This is a genomic window from Clostridioides sp. GD02367, assembly GCF_045900275.1.
In the GTDB taxonomy this organism is placed as follows: Bacteria; Bacillota; Clostridia; order Peptostreptococcales; family Peptostreptococcaceae; genus Clostridioides; species Clostridioides difficile_A.
On sequence record NZ_JBJODK010000054.1, the window covers coordinates 1 to 244 of the forward strand.

General features: G+C 25.4%; 1 protein-coding gene. It reads right to left on the reverse strand.

The window, feature by feature from the left end; genetic code table 11:
• The coding region (locus Q3223_RS19670; RefSeq protein ID WP_407812459.1) for a helix-turn-helix domain-containing protein at positions 1–244 on the reverse strand (244 nt) is incomplete at both ends.

The following is a 244-nucleotide window of genomic DNA, read 5'->3' on the forward strand; positions in this document are numbered from 1 at the left end:
CCCTGCATTTTCTTTAAAGAATTTTTTATATGCGTTTTCTAAATCTTTTAAGGTGTTTTGTAGTGAAAATTTGTCAGGTTCTTTAAGCCACTCTAATTCTTTTTTTAAGTTGGTCAAATCAGAACTGCACTGTTTATAAGTAAAAGTTTCTTTATCATTTTCATAAACTTCTATTTTTTTAGAAAGATATTTATTATATACAAATCTACAACATCCAAAAGTTTTGTTAATTAACTCTTGCTGT